The sequence below is a fragment of the Streptomyces griseobrunneus genome, assembly GCF_046713465.1.
GTDB lineage: Bacteria > Actinomycetota > Actinomycetes > Streptomycetales > Streptomycetaceae > Streptomyces > Streptomyces microflavus.
The window spans coordinates 1,943,106-1,959,220 of record NZ_CP177080.1 but is presented as its reverse complement, the minus strand read 5'-3'; the positions used below and the strand labels follow the sequence as shown (position 1 = coordinate 1,959,220).

11 protein-coding genes are annotated in these 16,115 nt (G+C 72.8%); 9 read left to right on the top strand and 2 right to left on the bottom strand.

The window, feature by feature from the left end; genetic code table 11:
- Positions 1–213: 213 nt before the first annotated feature.
- On the bottom strand, positions 214–1,035 hold the full coding sequence (locus ACK8N7_RS08455; RefSeq protein WP_403215172.1) for a phosphatase PAP2 family protein: 822 nt from the start codon (positions 1,033–1,035) through the stop codon (positions 214–216).
- 149 nt (positions 1,036–1,184) lie between these two features.
- Positions 1,185–2,525: a 4-aminobutyrate--2-oxoglutarate transaminase gene (gene gabT, locus ACK8N7_RS08450; RefSeq protein WP_358358969.1), complete on the bottom strand. Its 1,341-nt coding sequence runs from the start codon at positions 2,523–2,525 to the stop codon at positions 1,185–1,187.
- Positions 2,526–2,805: 280 nt separating this feature from the next.
- Here gabT and ACK8N7_RS08445 point away from each other — a divergent pair, with 280 nt between their 5' ends.
- From ACK8N7_RS08445 to ACK8N7_RS08405, 9 genes are all read left to right on the top strand, one after another.
- The gene (locus tag ACK8N7_RS08445) at positions 2,806–5,466 is read left to right on the top strand and encodes an ATP/GTP-binding protein (protein ID WP_403215174.1); all 2,661 of its coding nucleotides are present in this window, start codon (positions 2,806–2,808) and stop codon (positions 5,464–5,466) included.
- Positions 5,467–5,626: 160 nt separating this feature from the next.
- Entirely contained in the window at positions 5,627–7,201 is a 1,575-nt protein-coding gene (locus tag ACK8N7_RS08440) for a PucR family transcriptional regulator (RefSeq protein WP_403215176.1), read from the top strand.
- Between the two features lie 56 nt (positions 7,202–7,257).
- The gene (locus tag ACK8N7_RS08435; RefSeq protein WP_403215178.1) at positions 7,258–7,854 is read left to right on the top strand and encodes a TetR/AcrR family transcriptional regulator; all 597 of its coding nucleotides are present in this window, start codon (positions 7,258–7,260) and stop codon (positions 7,852–7,854) included.
- A gap of 102 nt (positions 7,855–7,956) precedes the next feature.
- On the top strand, positions 7,957–9,189 hold the full coding sequence (locus ACK8N7_RS08430; protein ID WP_500441735.1) for an MFS transporter: 1,233 nt from the start codon (positions 7,957–7,959) through the stop codon (positions 9,187–9,189).
- Positions 9,190–9,313: 124 nt separating this feature from the next.
- Positions 9,314–10,759, top strand: coding sequence for an aldehyde dehydrogenase family protein (locus tag ACK8N7_RS08425; protein WP_403215182.1), 1,446 nt, complete (start codon positions 9,314–9,316; stop codon positions 10,757–10,759).
- A 167-nt stretch (positions 10,760–10,926) separates the two neighbouring features.
- Positions 10,927–11,511: a TetR/AcrR family transcriptional regulator gene (locus ACK8N7_RS08420; protein WP_500441733.1), complete on the top strand. Its 585-nt coding sequence runs from the start codon at positions 10,927–10,929 to the stop codon at positions 11,509–11,511.
- Positions 11,512–11,580: 69 nt separating this feature from the next.
- Complete coding sequence (locus tag ACK8N7_RS08415) at positions 11,581–12,957, top strand: MFS transporter (RefSeq protein WP_500441731.1); 1,377 nt, start codon at positions 11,581–11,583, stop codon at positions 12,955–12,957.
- Between the two features lie 94 nt (positions 12,958–13,051).
- Positions 13,052–13,816 (top strand): SDR family NAD(P)-dependent oxidoreductase, encoded by a 765-nt coding sequence (locus tag ACK8N7_RS08410; RefSeq protein WP_403215186.1) that lies wholly within the window; start codon positions 13,052–13,054, stop codon positions 13,814–13,816.
- A 245-nt stretch (positions 13,817–14,061) separates the two neighbouring features.
- The gene (locus tag ACK8N7_RS08405; protein WP_403215188.1) at positions 14,062–16,017 is read left to right on the top strand and encodes an acyl-CoA dehydrogenase family protein; all 1,956 of its coding nucleotides are present in this window, start codon (positions 14,062–14,064) and stop codon (positions 16,015–16,017) included.
- The last annotated feature ends 98 nt before the right edge of the window (positions 16,018–16,115 follow it).

Sequence of the window (16,115 nt, the reverse complement as noted above, 5' to 3'; positions counted from 1 at the left end):
ACCGTGCCGGTCCGCGTCACCCAGGCGGCCGACGACGAACGCGTCCGCGCCGACCCCGCACCGCTGCCGGGCACCGACGCACTGGTCGAGGAAGTGATCAGGACGAACGGCCCCGCCGGAACATCCACTACCGGCGTTACGAGCCCGGCGCGGTCCCCGCCGACGAGCCGCTCGGCATCCACTTCGCGACGATCGACCACGACACCCCGGAGCTCACCGAGTGGCTCGCGGCTCTCCTTGAGGACGCCGACCACGACTGACCCACCACAAGGGCGCCAGCAGCACCGGCCCCAGGCACCAGCTCGCCAGCACGTCCAGCGGCCAGTGGTAGCCGTGCAGCACCAGCCCCACGCCCGTCGCCGCCGTCAGCAGCACCGCGGCGGCGGGCGGCACCCATGCCCGTAGCCACGCCGGACGCGGGACGGTGAGGAGGAGCAGCGCCGAAGCCCCGTACGCCACCGCCGCCGTCGCCGTATGGCCCGACGGGTAGTAGTTGACCGCCTCGGTCAGCGGGCCCTGCCGGGCGGTGGCCACCTTCAGCGGGATCACCAGCGCGGGCACCGCCGCCATGGTGAGGGCCGCGTACACCGGCAGCAGCCGGGCGCCGCGCCACAGCGCGTACGCGATCGCGCAGACGAGCACCGGGAGCGCCACCGGCACGCCGCCGAGGTCGGAGAAGAGCTGGGACATCGCGGCCGGGCCGCGCCCGAAGAGGCGCTCGCCCACGCGTTCGTCCAGCCGGAGCAGCCGGCCGTCGGCCGCCACCTGCCAGGTGATCAGCGCGAACAGCGCCAGCAGGGAGCCGAGAAGGAGAGAGGCCGGCCACCCGGGAACAGGGGGGGTTGTTCCGGGATGGCCGGCGAGATCGGGTCGCCGCGCGCCCCGGGGGGTTTGGGGCGGGCGGCCGTCCGATCGGTGAGGAGTACCGGAGCCAGAGGCTCCGGAGGCGTGCACGAAGGCACGCCCGGGACGGTGCTGGGGAAGCCCCGACCCGGAATCACCCGCGGTTTCCCGCGAGGGATGTGTTTCTCTCATCTGCAGAAACCGTACGGCAGGGAAGGGGCGGCCGACAGCCGCAACCGCCACCCGCCATCGCCCCCGCACACCTTCTTCACAGGCCCTCACCCGGATGCCGGACGGCCACGGCGGAACGCCGTTTCCCGCCCGTTCCCGGGTTCGAAGGATCAGAGCGTGCCGAATGCCTGCTCGATGACGTCGAGGCCCTCGTCGAGCAGGTCCTCACCGATCACCAGGGGCGGCAGGAAGCGGAGCACGTTGCCGTAGGTGCCGCAGGTCAGGACCATGACGCCCTCGGCGTGGCAGGCCTTGGCGAGCGCGCCGGCCGCCTCCGGGTTCGGGTCCTTCGTGCCGGCCTTCACCAGCTCGATCGCGATCATGGCGCCGCGGCCGCGGATGTCACCGATGATGTCGCCGTTGGGAAGCTTCGCCTGCATCTCGGCGAGGCGGCCCTTCATGACCTCCTCGATCCGCTTGGCCTTCCCGTTCAGGTCCAGCTCGCGCATCGTCTCGATCGCGCCGAGCGCACCCGCGCAGGCGACCGGGTTCCCGCCGTACGTACCGCCCAGACCGCCGGCGTGCGCGGCGTCCATGATCTCGGCGCGGCCGGTCACCGCCGAGAGCGGCAGCCCGCCCGCGATGCCCTTGGCGGTGGTGATCAGGTCCGGGACGATGCCCTCGTCCTCGCAGGCGAACCACTGGCCGGTACGGCAGAAGCCGGACTGGATCTCGTCCGCGACGAAGACGATGCCGTTCTCCTTGGCGAACTGCGCGATCGCCGGGAGGAAGCCCTTGGCCGGCTCGATGAAGCCGCCCTCGCCGAGCACCGGCTCGATGATGATCGCGGCGACGTTCTCCGCGCCGATCTGCTTGGTGATCTCGTCGATGGCCTGCGCGGACGCCTCGGCACCGGCGTTCTCGGCACCGGTCGGCCAGCGGTAGCCGTAGGCGACCGGGACGCGGTAGACCTCGGGCGCGAACGGGCCGAAGCCCTGCTTGTACGGCATGTTCTTCGCCGTCATGCCCATGGTGAGGTTGGTCCGGCCGTGGTAGCCGTGGTCGAAGACGACGACGGCGGTGCGCTTGGTGTAGGCGCGGGCGATCTTCACCGCGTTCTCGACGGCCTCGGCGCCCGAGTTGAACAGCGCGGACTTCTTCGCGTGGTCGCCCGGCGTCAGCTCGGCGAGCTGCTCGCAGACCTCGACGTACCCCTCGTACGGCGTGACCATGAAACAGGTGTGGGTGAAGTTCGCGAGCTGCGCGGTGGCGCGGCGTACGACGGCCTCGGCGGAGGCCCCGACCGAGGTCACGGCGATGCCGGAGCCGAAGTCGATCAGACGGTTGCCGTCCACGTCCTCGATGATCCCGCCGCCCGCGCGGGCGGTGAACACCGGCAGGGTGGAGCCCACACCTGCGGCGACGGCCGCGAGACGGCGAGCCTGCAGCTCGACCGACTTCGGGCCGGGGATGGCAGTGACGACGCGGCGCTCCTGCGGAATTGCGGTCATGAGGGGCTCCTGGGGGTGTTTCGGACGCTCTTCTTTCTGCAGGCTAGGGGCGGGGGGCGTACCCGGGCATGCTCCGATCGGGAGTGATGGGCGCGTGTCGTTGTCCGTCGCGGACAGATGGCGGACCGCCGGCCGGACACGTCCCTGCCGACCTGGCGCGATGCTGGTCCGGGGCGGTCCGGGACGGTCACTCTTCGGGCGGGTTGCTGAACTCCCCGTGTGCGCGCACTAGATTGACCGGGGCAGCGGACGGACCGGCAGGTCAAGGGGGCAGTGGTTCATGGACGAAGAGGGCACGCGGGGCGTACGGGGCACGAGCGCGGACAGGGTGCCCGGCCCGGCCGTGCCACCACCACCGGCGGGGCCGCCGCGGGTGGAGCCGCCGGGGGATACGGGGGCGCCGTGGGGCGGGCAGGCGGAGCACGGGCAGCCACTGCCTGAGCAGCCGCAGCCCGGGGAGTCGAGGTCCGGGCAGTCGTGGGGAAGCCGGCCGTCGGACGGGCAGCAGCCGCGGCCCGCGTCCGGGGAGTCGTGGGACGGGCAACCGCGGCCCGCGGACCCCTGGGCGCCGGCGCCCGGACGGCCTTCGGTACCGCACCCCGGGCAGCCATCCGCCTGGACCTCCCCGCCGCCCCCGCCCGGCCCGCCCCCCGCCCGCCCCGCCGCCCCGCCGCCCCCCGTCGAGCAGCCCCCCGCCGGGGCCCCCGCCCTGGACGCCTGGCTGCGTACGCCCCGGCCACCGCAGCCACCGGGCGTCTGGCGGTTCGGGTTCACCCCGCGCCCGCCGGAGCAGGGCGAGGAGGTCTCCGACCGCTCCCTCCTCGTCGGCGCCCTCATCTCTCTCCTCTCCGCCCTCCTCCTCTGGTCCCTCTGGCGCAACGGCTACCTCCCCTACCGGCTCGTCCCCCTGAAGCTCTTCACCCCGGGCGAGTGGTGGAACCCGGGCACCGGCGGCGGCCCCCGCACCATCGAGGGCAGCGACGCACTCACCGTGTACGAGGCGCTCCTCTTCGGGCTCCTCACCTACGGCTGCGGCCGGATCGGCAACTTCTCCGAGCTCTTCCGCCGCCATGTCGTCAGCCGGGGGCAGCCCTTCCTCGCCCTCGCCGCGGCCGTCGCGGCGGGCCTCACCCAGCTCCTGGTGTGGAAGGAGACCCTGCCGGTCGTCCGCCCGGTCCTGGCCCTGGTCGCCGCCGTCGCGGGCGGCGAGATCTACCAGAGCCAGACCGTCGTCAACGTGATCTACGCTCTGATCGCCGCCGCCGTCCTGTACCCCTTCGCCCGCCTCGGCCGCTGGCGCGAACTGATCGCCGCCCGCCGGAGCGGTTCCACACCGGCAACGGCCGGCAACACCCCGGACCCCGCCACCGCGACCTCCGCCGACCGGTGGCCCGAGCTGCGCGCGGCGGGCTGGACCGACGCGGCGGACACCCTCACCGCCGAGGTCCGCACCGGCCGGATGAACGACGTGGACGTGGCCCGGCTGCGCCACGCCTGGGCACTGGCCACCCGTAGCCCCGACCGGCTCGCCCCCCTCGCCGAAGCCGTCCTGCGCACCGGGGGAGCGGCCGCCCCGCACCCCTCGGGCCACCGCGACCTGCCCCGCCGCACCTCCCGCCACGACGTGCTCACCGGCCAGGTCCGGATCGGCCGCTGCGCCGAGGACCCGCACAACCCCTACGCCCGCCGCTCCACCGGGATCGCCCTGGACCCCACCCTGCTGGGCACCTCGCTGCTGGCCGTCGGGCCGCCCGGCGCGGGCAAGTCCGCCCGGCTGGTGCGGCCCGTCGTCGAGGCCCTCGGGCTGCGCGCCCTGGCCGGACAGGCGGCCGTACTCGCCGTCGGCGGCGCGGGCGCACCCCTCGGCCCGGACGACGCCTTCGACGTCGTCGTACGCGTCGGCAACCCCGCCTCCGCCCACGACCTCGACCTGTACGGCGGCACCACCGACCCCGACGAGGCCGCCGCCGTCCTCGCGGAGGGGCTCGTCGGCGATGTCGGCAGCCTGGACAGCCGCCGCGCCGCCACCGTCCTCGCTCAACTGCTGGGCCCGTACCGGACGGCCCACGGCCACTTCCCCTCCGTACCGGAACTGCGCGAACTCCTCGACGGCTCCCCGCAGGCCCTCGCCGGACTCCGGGCCACCCTCGAAGCCGCCGGGCAGCACGCGATGCTCCGCGAGCTGGAGGCGCGGACCCGCCAGGCGGGCGGCCCCGGCGACCCCGCCCCCGCTCTCGCGGACCGGGTCGCGCTGCTCGACCGGCCGGCGTTCGCCGGGTTCTTCGCCACCGGGCCCGACGCCCGCCCCTTCGCGCTGCGCTCGCTCGGCCAGTACCCGCTGCGGGTCCGCGTCGACCTGCCGGAGCGCGGTCACGCGGAGGCCTCCCGGCTCCTCACCCGGCTGCTCCTCGCCCAGTTCACCGCGATCACCGCCGCCCGCACCGACACCACGCTCTTCGCCTGCCTGGTCCTGGACGACGCCACGCACGCGGTGACCGCCGAGACCGTCCGGGGCATCCGCCGACTGCGCTCGGTCAACGCGGGGGCCGTCCTCGCGCTCCGTACCGTCGACGACGTGCCCGAGGCCCTGCACACCCCTCTGCTCGGCGCGGTCGGCTGCACGGCCGCCTTCTCGGGCATCACCACCTGGGACGGCAAGCGGTTCGCCGAGGCCTGGGGCAAGGAGTGGGTGGAGACCCGCGAGGTCGCCCAGCACACCGTCTTCGCCGACCAGCCGTTCACCCGGGCCCTGCACGCCCTGCGCAAGCTCGTCACCGGCAAGGCGGTGACCACGGACGCGGTGACCGTACGGCAGGTGGAGCGGGAGCGCTGGTCGGCGTCGGAGCTGGCGTACGCGGTCCCGGCCGGGCACGCGGTGATCCGGCTGGCCACGGTCCAGGGTGAGCACGCGCCGCCGCTGCTGGTGGAGCTGAGCGGCTGAGAAAGGATCCTAGGAGGCTTGAGAGCGGTTACAGGAACTCTGCCGCCCTGGCAGAATCGGTGACAGCCGTTCGTACGGGACGGCGTAATGCCCACCACCGATCCGGCCGGCGAAACCCCTCGCCGGCCACGCGTCTCCGACACCGAGGGTTCCCGGTCCCATGCCCCCCACGCTCGCCTCGCTCGTCCAGCACTCGGCCCTCAAGCTCACGGTGCGGGCGGGGGCGGACCGGCTCGACACCCCGGTGCGCTGGGCCCACGCCAGCGAGCTCGCCGACCCCGTCCCGTACATGGACGGCGGCGAACTGCTCCTCGTGACCGCCACCAACCTGGACGCCGAGAACGCCGAGTCCATGCGGCGGTACGTGCGGCGGCTGGCCGGAGCCGGGGTCGCCGGGGTGGGCTTCGCGGTCGGGGTGAACTACGAGGACATCCCGGCCGCCCTCGTCGACGCCGCCGAGGAGGAGGGCCTGCCGCTCCTCGAAGTGCCCCGCCGCACCCCGTTCCTCGCCATCAGCAAGGCCGTGTCCGCCGCCATCGCCGCCGACCAGTACCGCGCGGTCACCGCCGGCTTCGAGGCCCAGCGCGAGCTGACGAAGGCCGCGCTCTCCGGGGACGGCCCCACCGACCTCCTCGCCCGCCTCGCCGCCCACATCGACGGCTGGGCCGCGCTGTACGACACCTCCGGCGCGGTGCTCGCCGCCGCCCCCGACTGGGCCGCCCGCCGCGCCGCCCGCCTCACCCCCGACGTCGAACGCCTCCGGGACAGACCCGCCCCCGCCAGCGTCGTCGTCGGCGACAGCGAGGACCGGGTCGAGCTCCAGTCGCTGGGCACCGGCCGCCGGGCACGCGGCGCGCTCGCCGTCGGCACGGGAGCGGCGCTGGGGACCGCCGAGCGGTACGCCGTGCACTCCGCCGTCGCCCTGCTCACCCTCACCACCGCCCGCTCCCGCTCCCTCCAGGGCGCCGAACAGCGCCTGGGAGCCGCCGTCCTGCGGATGCTGCTGGCAGGCCAGCCCGACCACGCCCGGGCGGTCGCCGGAGACCTGTACGGCGGGCTGCTCGACGCCCCCTTCCGGCTGCTGATCGCGGAGGCGGCCGCGCCCGCCGGTTTCGACCTGCTCACGGAGACGATGGAGGCCGCCGCGGCCCGCTCCGGCGAGGCGCTGCTCATGGTCCCCGAGGGCGGGCGCGTCGTCGTCCTGGCGGCCGACGGAGGAACCGCGGTCGCCGCGTGCGCGGCCTACGCCGAGGCCCAGGACGACCGCGCCCCACGCGAAGGGGGCACCGAGGACAGCGACGTCGTCGTGGGCCTCTCCGCCCCCTGCGGCCCGATCGCGGTCTCCGCCGCGTACAAGCAGGCCGAGCAGGCCCTCTCGGTCGCCCGCCGCCGGGGCAGGGCCCTGGTCGAGCACGAGGAGCTGGCGGCGGGCTCGGTGCTGCCGCTCCTCGCGGACGACGCGGTACGGGCCTTCGCCGACGGCATGCTCCGCGCCCTGTACGAGCACGACGCCAAGGGCCGCGGCGACCTCGTGGCCTCCCTGCGCGCCTGGCTCTCCCGCCACGGCCAGTGGGATGCGGCCGCCGCCGACCTCGGCGTACACCGGCACACCCTGCGCTACCGGATGCGCCGGGTGGAGGAGATCCTGGGCCGTTCGCTGGACGACCCGGACGTCCGGATGGAGCTGTGGCTCGCGCTCAAGGCGACGGAGGCGGCGGCGCCCGCCGAAGGCTGAGAAGCCGGATCAGGGACGGTATTGCATCGACCGTTCCAAAATCCTAGAGTGCTGCCATGGCCCGACCGAGACAGTTCGACGAGGAACGGGCCCTGGACGCCGCGATGCGCACGTTCTGGGAGTACGGCTACGAGGCCACCTCCACCCAGGACCTGTGCACCGCCACGGGGCTGGGGCGCAGCAGTATCTACAACACCTTCCGGAGCAAGCGCGAGCTGTTCGCGCGCTCGCTGGCGCGCTACCTGGACACCATGGCCGAAGCTCAGTGCGCTGTCCTGGAGGATGAGTCGCTCCCGCCCGCCGAGCGGGTCCGCGCCCTGCTCCACAAGATCGTGGCCGACGAGTTCGACCACCGTCCCCACGGCCGCAGCCTGGGCTGTCTGGGTGTCAACAGCACGGTCGAACTCGCGGCCCGTGACCCGGAGGCCGCCCGCCTCCTGGACCGAGACGCCGCCCGCAGGCTGCGGACCCTGTCAGCCGTCATCGCCGCCGGGCAACGCGACGGCTCCATCGCCTCCGCGCGCGGCTCCGACGCCCTCGCCCGGTACGTCAACGCCGTGATCGGCGGTATGCGGATCACGGCCCAGGGCGGAGCCGGCCGGGCCGCCGTCCAGGCCGTCGCCGATACGGCCATGGACGCCCTGACCAGCTGACCCTCCGACCCTCACGTGCCGAACCGAGGCACGTCTCACCCATGCCTAAGTTTTGCACTGATCGATACAAAACAACACCTGCACGCCAACAGGGGGAACTTCGTGCCTCGTGCTGTCCACGTACTGGCCTTCGGCATCTTCGCCATGGTCACCAGCGAGTTCGTCGTCGCCGGACTGATGCCGCAGATGGCCGCGGGACTGGGTGTCACGGTCCCGCAGATCGGCTACCTGATCACGGTCTTCGCTCTCTCCATGGCGCTCGGCGGACCGCTGCTCTCGGTCGCCCTGCTGCGGCTCCCGCCCAAGACCGCGCTCATGGTCCTCTTCCCGCTCTTCCTGGCGGGCAACGCGCTGGCCGCCACCGCGTCCGGCTACCCGGCGATGGTGGTCGCGCGGATCATCACCGGGGTCGTGTCCCAGGCCTTCTTCGGCGTCGCGATCTCGCTCGGCTCCCAGCTGACCCGCCCCGAGGTACGCGGCCGGGCCGTGGCGGTCATCCTCAACGGGCTGATGCTCGGCACCCTGCTCGGGCTGCCGCTGGCCACCCTGACCGGCGAACGGTACGGCTGGCGCGCCGCGTTCTGGGCCATCTCCGCGCTGACGGCCGCCGCCGCCCTGTGCACCCTGATCGGCGTGGGCCGGACGGACCGCCCGGAGGGCAGCGGCACCTTCCGCTCCGAACTGACCGCCTTCCGCACTCCCCGGCTCTGGCTCACCCTGCTGACCAGCACCATGGTCATCGGCGCGACCTTCTCCGCCTTCAGCTACCTCAACCCGATCCTCACCCAGGTCACCGGGTTCTCCCGGGGCACGGTCCCGCTGCTGCTCCTGGCGTACGGCGCCGCCACGGTGATCGGCAACACCGTCGTCGGCCGGCTCGCGGACCGCCACACCCTCCCCGTCCTGCTCGCCGGCCTCTCCCTGAACGCGGTGTTCCTGGCCGGGTTCGCCCTGCTGGCCCGGTTCGACGTCGGGGCGGTGCTCTGCATGCTGGGCGTCGGCCTGGTCGGGGTCACCATGAACCCGGCCCTGGTCACCCGGGTGCAGCGCGTCGGCAACGCCCGGCCGCTCGTCAACACCGTGCACAGCTCCTTCATCACCTTCGGCGTGGTCCTCGGCTCCGCGCTGGGCGGCCTGGGCATCGACCGCTTCGGCCTGCGGGCCCCGCTCTGGCTGGGCGCGGTCCTGGCGGTGACCGGCCTGCATACGCTCGTACCGGATCTCCTGCGCCGTACGCAAAGGCTCACCCGGCCTCGTGCGACCCCCGACGGCACGGACAGCACCTCCCTGGCCAATTCGGAGCACGGGGTCCCCACCCCACTCCACCCCGGATAAACGCGATCGCGGCCTCCCCGCCCTACCGTGGGACGACGGACGGGGAGCCTGCTGGGCGCCCACGACTCCGTCACGACCACCTCGTTCACGACCTCCTCACGACCTCCGAAGGGCCGGAACCTCCATGACTTCGCCCCACGCCTTCTGGGTGGCCGGCCGCCGGGCCACCGGTGCCGACAGCTTCGACGTCACCAACCCGTACGACGGACGCCTCGTCGGCACCGTCAGCGTGCCGACCGATGCCCAGGTCGAGGAGGCCGTCGCCGCCGCCCACGCCGTACGCGACGAGTTCGCCGCGACCCCGGCACACGTACGGGCCGCGGCCCTCGACCACGTCGTACGGCGGCTGGGGGAGCGCACCGAGGAGATCGCGCAGCTGATCTCGGCGGAGAACGGCAAGCCGATCAAGTGGGCGCGCGGTGAGGTGGGCCGGGCAATCTCGGTGTTCCGGTTCGCGGCCGAGGAGGCCCGCCGGTTCAACGGCGGCGAGGCCCAGCGGCTCGACACCGACCTGGGCGGCACCGGCCGTCTCGGGCTGGTCCGGCGCTTTCCGCGCGGGGCCGTCCTCGGCATCGCGCCCTTCAACTTCCCGCTGAACCTCAGCGCGCACAAGGTGGCTCCGGCCATCGCCGTAGGCGCCCCGATCATCCTGAAGCCGGCCCCCGCCACCCCGATCTCCTCCCTGATCCTGGGCGAACTGCTGGCCGAGACCGACCTCCCCGCCGGATCCTGGTCCGTCCTGACGGTCCCGAACGACAAGATGCCCGCCCTGGTCCAGGACGAGCGGCTGCCGGTCATCTCGTTCACCGGCTCGGGCCCGGTCGGTTACGCGATCATGGATTCGGTGCCCCGCAAGCACTGCACCCTGGAGCTGGGCGGCAACGGCGCGGCCGTCGTCCTCGGCGACTACGCCTCGGACGCGGACCTCGACTGGGCGGCCACCCGGATCGCCACGTTCTCCAACTACCAGGGCGGCCAGTCCTGCATCTCGGTGCAGCGCGTCATCGCGGACGCCTCGGTCTACGACCGGCTCGTCCCGAAGATCGTCGCTGCCGTCGAGGCCCTGGTCACTGGCGACCCGGCCGACGCCACCACCGACGTAGGCCCCCTGGTCAGCGAGGACGCGGCCAAGCGCGTGGAGTCCTGGGTCGACGAGGCCGTCCAGGGCGGCGCGGAGCTGCTCACCGGCGGCAAGCGAGACGGCGCCACCTACGCCCCGACGGTCCTGGCCGGCCTCCCGGACGACGTGAAGCTCTCCTGCGAAGAGGTCTTCGGCCCGGTCATGTCCCTCCAGAAGGTGGACGGCGAGGCGGAGGCGTTCGCCGCCGTCAACTCCTCCAAGTACGGCCTCCAGGCAGGCGTCTTCACCCACGACCTCCAGACCGCCTTCCGCGCCCACCGCGCCCTGGAGGTAGGCGGCGTGATCATCGGCGACGTCCCCTCGTACCGCGCCGACCAGATGCCGTACGGCGGCGCCAAGCAGTCCGGCGTCGGCCGCGAGGGCGTCCGCTACGCGATGGACGACTACACCTACGAGCGCGTCCTGGTCCTCACGGGCCTCGCCCTGTAAACCCCCTGGACGACCCCCGCCCGCCTTCCGCCCGGACAGCGAGTGCGGGCGGGGGCGCGAAACGGACGGCCCGAACCCACTGTGCGGGGGTTCGGGCCGTCTTCGCGTATCTCCGTTTCAGGAGAGAATATTTGACCGATCGTTTCATTATCGCCTAGAGTTCGAGCGTGGCCAGGACCAAGGAATTCGACCCGGAAGCCGCCCTGCAGTCAGCCCTTCAGCTGTTCTGGCAGCGCGGCTACGAGGCGACCTCGATGGCGGATCTCGTCGAACACCTCGGCATCGGGCGCGCCAGCATCTACGCCACCTTCGGCAACAAGCGCGAGCTGTACCTGAAAGCGCTGGACCGGTACAGCGAGAACTGCGACGCGGGCCTGCTGGGTGAACTGTCCCAGCCGGGCCCCGCGTTGCCCGCCGTGCGTGGGGTGGTGCGGCACTTCGCGACCGAGGCGAACTCCCACGAACTTCGTTCGAAGGGGTGCTTCGTCACCAACACGGCCGCCGAGCTGGGCGCGCACGACCCGGCGGCGGCCCGCCGGGTCGAGGCGAGCTGGGACCACATCGAGACCCTGCTGCGCTCCGCGCTGGTGCGGGCCCAGGCGCAGGGCGAGCTGCCCGCGGACCGTGATCCGCGCGCCCTCGCACGGATGCTTCTGGTGCTGATGCAAGGCCTGCGGGTCGTCGGCAAGGCGTCGAACGACCCTGGCCGGGTGCGGGACGCCGCCGAGCAGGCATTGGGGCTGCTCGACTGAACAACACCTCCTGCGGGGGGTTCTTTCCTGGCCAAATTATGGAACGTTCGGTCAAATAACGGGGGGGAAATGACCGGCACACAGAGCTGGAACACCACGACCGCAGCCGCCTCGACGGGCCCTGTACCTGGCTCTTCACCCGGGCCCGCCTTCGCGCTGCTCGGCACCGTACAGATGTCGCTGATCTTCACGCTCACCTCGCTCGTCGTGCCACTGCCCCGGATCGGCCGCGCATTCTCGCTCGACCGGGCCGACCTGATTCTCCTCAGCGCCGCATACGGCCTGACCTTCTCCGGACTCCTGCTCTTCGGCGGCCGCGTCGCCGACCGTTTCGGCGGGCGTCGCGCCCTCACCGTCGGGCTGCTCGTCTTCACCGCGGCGTCCCTCGCCGCGCTGCTCGCCCCGGGGCCGCAGGCTCTGCTCGCCGCCCGCTTCGCGCAGGGCGCAGGCGCGGCGCTCACCGCACCCGCCGCCATGGCCGTGCTGCGCGCGGTCTTCCCCCGACCCGCCGCATACGCAGGGGCAATGGCTACCTGGGGCGGGCTCTCGGTACTCGGCGCGACCGCGGGAAACCTGCTCTCCGGGGTCATCTCGGCGCTCGCGTCCTGGCGGCTGGCCCTGGCCGTCCCGGTCGCGGTGGCAGGCCTCGCTCTCGCCCTCGCACCGCGGCTGCTGCCGGCAACCCCGGCCGGTGCGGGCCGCTCCCTGGATCTGCCCGGTGCGCTGCTCTCGACCGCCGGGATCAGCCTGGCCGGCTACGGCCTCGTCCTCACCGACGCCCACTCCTGGGGATCGCCGGCCGTCCTGGCTCCCCTGCTCACAGGGGCCGCGCTCCTCATGGCGTTCCTGATCGCCGAGCGCCGCGCCCACGACCCGCTGCTCCCTCTCGGATTCCTCCGCGACCGCCGCCGGGCCCTCGCGCTCGCCGCCATCGGTCTGACCTCCGCCGGGACCGCCACGACGTTCATCCTCCTCTCGCTCCATCTTCAGCAGGACCGCGGCTGGTCCCCGTTGCAGACCTCCACCGCCTTCGTTCCCTTCGCGGTGGCACTGCTCATCTCGGGCCGAACGGCAGGCCCACTGATCGCCGGATACGGGGCGCGGGCCGTCACCAACTGCGGACTCGCAGTCGCCGCGACGGGCCTCGCGCTGCTCGCGCTCACCGGCCTGGCACCGCACCATCCGTACGCGTACGGACTTCTCCCCGGCCTGCTCCTGCTGCCGGCCGGCGCGGCCGCCGGTTTCGCGGGGGCAGCTGTCCTCGCGACGGACGGGGTGGAGCCGCACCGGACCGGACTCGCGGGCGGCGTCATGAACACCGCGATGGAACTGGGCCCGACCGTCGTCCTCGCCGCCCTGCTCACCCTCGGCTCCGACATCACTTCACTAGCCGCGACAGCAGCCGCTTTCGCCGCTGCCGCCTTCCTCAACACCCGCACCAACTGACCGACAGCACCCACACCGAATACCGACGCATCCGCACCGGGCAGCCGGAACACCCGCACCGAGTAACCCAGTACCGACCAAGGGAGTCATCACCATGACCGCACGCTTCACCGGCAAGACCGTCCTCGTCACCGGCGCAGGCTCCGGTCTCGGCCGGGCCATCGCTCTCGCCTTCGCCGCCGAAGGGGCCTCGGTGGTCGCGGCCGGACGTACCGCCGCATCGCTCGACGAGACGGTCGCCCTGATCGAGAAGGAAGGCGGTTCGGCAGCCGCGGTCACTGCGGACGTGACCCGGTCCGAGGACGTCAGGATGCTGGTCCGCCGCACCGTCGAACGCTTCGGCAGCCTTGATGTCGCCGTCAACAACGCGGGTGTCTTCCGGGGCGGCGCACCCCTGGCCGACCTCCCCGAGGAGGACTGGCGCACCCTGCTCGACATCAACGTCACCGGTGTATTCCTCAGTCTCCAGGCCGAAGTCGCCCGGATGCGCGAGCAGCCAACCGGCGGCGCGATCGTCAACATCGCCTCCAACCTCGGCGCGCACACCCGTATCCCGGGCGTGGCCGGCTACATCGCCACCAAGGCGGCCGTCTCCGCCCTGACCCGGGCCGCCGCCCTGGATCACATCGCCGACGGGATCCGCGTCAACGCCGTCAGCCCCGGCCCGTCCGCCACCACCATGTCGCTGCTGCCGGGCGAGACCGACGCCGACCGCGCCGCCCGGATGAAGGGCGCGTCGCCGCTGGGGCGGGTCTCCTCCACGGCCGAGGTCGCGGCAGCCGTGCTGTATCTGGCCTCGCCGGACGCCGCTTCCCTGGTCGGCAGCGACCTGGTCGTCGACGGCGGCGCCTCTGCCTGACCGGGAAGCCGCACGTCGCCGGAGCCTCCGGGCCTGCCGGTGGACCACTCCTCGCTCCCGAGGGGAAATCTCGGCGAGCACCCGCACCCGCCTCCCGTGGCCCGGACCCGCGCGCGGGGGCTGGTGCGGGTGCCGAACTGCGGGTACACGGGTTACATACGGACCAGTAAGCAGCGACTAGCAGTCCGTGCGTCCAGGTCCAGGTGTCCATCCGTCCGGCGACGCGCGGCGAGGTGAGGTCCCTCATGTCCGCACCACACAACACCCCCCAGGTCCCCAAGGCCCCCAAGGTCACCGAGCGTGAGGCGCGCCGGGTCGCCGAGGCCGCCCGTGAGCAGGACTGGCGCAAGCCCAGCTTCGCCAAGGAGCTGTTCCTGGGGCGTTTCCGGCTCGACCTGATCCACCCGCACCCTCTGCCGCCGCCCGACGACATCCGGCGCGGCGAGGAGTTCCTGGCGCGGCTGCGTGCGTTCTGCGAGGCGCACATCGACAGTGCCCGGATCGAGCGCGAGGCGAAGATCCCTGATGAGGTGATCCGGGGTCTCAAGGAGCTCGGTGCTCTGGGGATGAAGATCGAGACGAAGTACGGCGGTCTCGGCCTCACCCAGGTGTACTACAACAAGGCGCTCGCCCTGGTCGGCTCCGCGAGCCCGGCGATCGGTGCGCTGCTCTCGGCGCATCAGTCGATCGGCGTACCGCAGCCGCTGAAGATTTTCGGCACCCAGGAGCAGAAGGACGCCTACCTGCCCCGGCTCGCCACCACCGACATCTCCGCGTTCCTGCTGACCGAGCCCGACGTCGGCTCCGACCCGGCCCGCCTCGCCACCACCGCCGTGCCCGACGGGAACGACTACCTCCTGGACGGGGTGAAGCTCTGGACCACCAACGGGGTCGTCGCCGATCTGCTCGTGGTGATGGCCAGGGTGCCCGCCTCCGAGGGGCACAAGGGCGGCATCACCGCGTTCGTCGTCGAGGCGGACGCCCCCGGCATCACCGTGGAGCACCGCAACGCCTTCATGGGGCTGCGCGGCATCGAGAACGGGGTCACCCGCTTCCACCAGGTCCGGGTCCCCGCCGCCGCCCGCATCGGCCCCGAGGGCGCCGGGCTGAAGATCGCCCTGACCACCCTGAACACCGGCCGCCTCTCGCTGCCCGCCATGTGCGTCGGCGCCGGGAAGTGGTGTCTGAAGATCGCCCGTGAATGGTCCGCCGTGCGGGAGCAGTGGGGCCGGCCCGTGGCCAGGCACGAGGCGGTCGGCGCGAAGATCTCCTTCATCGCAGCCACCACCTTCGCCCTGGAGGCGATCGTCGACCTCTCCTCGCAGATGGCCGACGAGGACCGCAACGACATCCGTATCGAGGCCGCCCTCGCCAAGCTGTACGGCTCCGAGATGGGGTGGCTGATCGCCGACGAACTGGTCCAGATCCGCGGCGGGCGCGGCTTCGAGACCGCCGAGTCGCTGGCTGCCCGCGGGGAGCGGGCGGTTCCGGCCGAGCAGATGCTCCGGGACATGCGCATCAACCGGATTTTCGAGGGCTCCACCGAGATCATGCACCTGCTGATCGCCCGGGAGGCCGTCGACGCCCACCTCAAGGTCGCCGGCGACATCATCGACCCGGAGAAGCCGCTCGCCGACAAGGCCAAGGCCGGCGCCAACGCCGCCGGGTTCTACGCCCGTTGGCTGCCCCAGCTCGTCACCGGGGCCGGGCAGCTCCCTCGTACGTACGGTGAGTTCAACCCCTCCGGCCACCGAGACCTCTCCGGGCACCTCCGGTACGTCGAGCGCTCCTCGCGCAAGCTCGCCCGGTCCACCTTCTACGCCATGTCCCGCTGGCAGGGCCGGATGGAGACCAAGCAGGGCTTCCTCGGCCGGATCGTCGACATCGGCGCCGAACTCTTCGCGATGAGCGCCGCCTGCGTCCGCGCCGAGCACCTGCGGGGCGCCGGGGAGCACGGCCGCGAGGCCTACCAGCTGGCCGACGCCTTCTGCCACCAGTCCCGGGTCAGGGTGGAGGAACTGTTCACCCGGCTGTGGTCCAACACCGACGACCTGGACCGGCGGGTGGTGGACGGGGTCCTGTCCGGTACGTACACCTGGCTGGAGGAGGGCGTCATCGACCCCAGCGGTGAGGGCCCCTGGATCGCGGACGCCACCCCCGGACCCTCCGCCGGGGAGAACCACCACCGGCCGGTGCGCTGAGGCGGAATCCTCCGGTCCGCAGGGGGCGCGTGCCCGCACCGGCGCGCCCCCTCCGCACCGAATCCCCGCCCTGTGGGGACGCGCTGTCCCCACGCACA